Origin of the sequence: Streptomyces sp. NRRL S-378 (genome assembly GCF_000720645.1) — a bacterium.
Taxonomy (GTDB): Bacteria; Actinomycetota; Actinomycetes; order Streptomycetales; family Streptomycetaceae; genus Streptomyces.
On record NZ_JOBX01000218.1, the window covers coordinates 1 to 331 of the forward strand.

Genomic DNA, 331 nt, shown 5'->3' on the forward strand with positions numbered 1-331 from the left:
GTGACGGGCGAGAGCTCGCCAGTTCTTGAGGTGTGCGATCCCGTGCTCGACGTGGATACGCCGTGAGGAATGGGCTTTGCGCTGCCGCTCGTGGATCTCCTCGTACCAGTCCGGTGGGTTCTTCTTGAACTTCCGGTGCGGTGGCGTCACGACGCGACCACCGGTCTGGGCTCCCAGTCCTTGGTAGCCGGCGTCAGCGAGGATCTCCACGGCGGGGCCGTCGACGAGGTGCTTGACCAGGCCCAACTGTCGGGCGTGGGTGATGTCAGCGCAGCTCGCAGGCTCGGCCGGGCTGCAGAACAGCATCCGCCCTTTCTCGTCGGTGAGGACC

The 331-nt window shown here is 66.2% G+C and carries 1 protein-coding gene; it reads right to left on the bottom strand.

What is annotated here, in order from left to right:
* The coding region (locus tag IH80_RS0138560; protein WP_030966585.1) for a transposase family protein at positions 1 to 331 on the bottom strand (331 nt) is incomplete at both ends.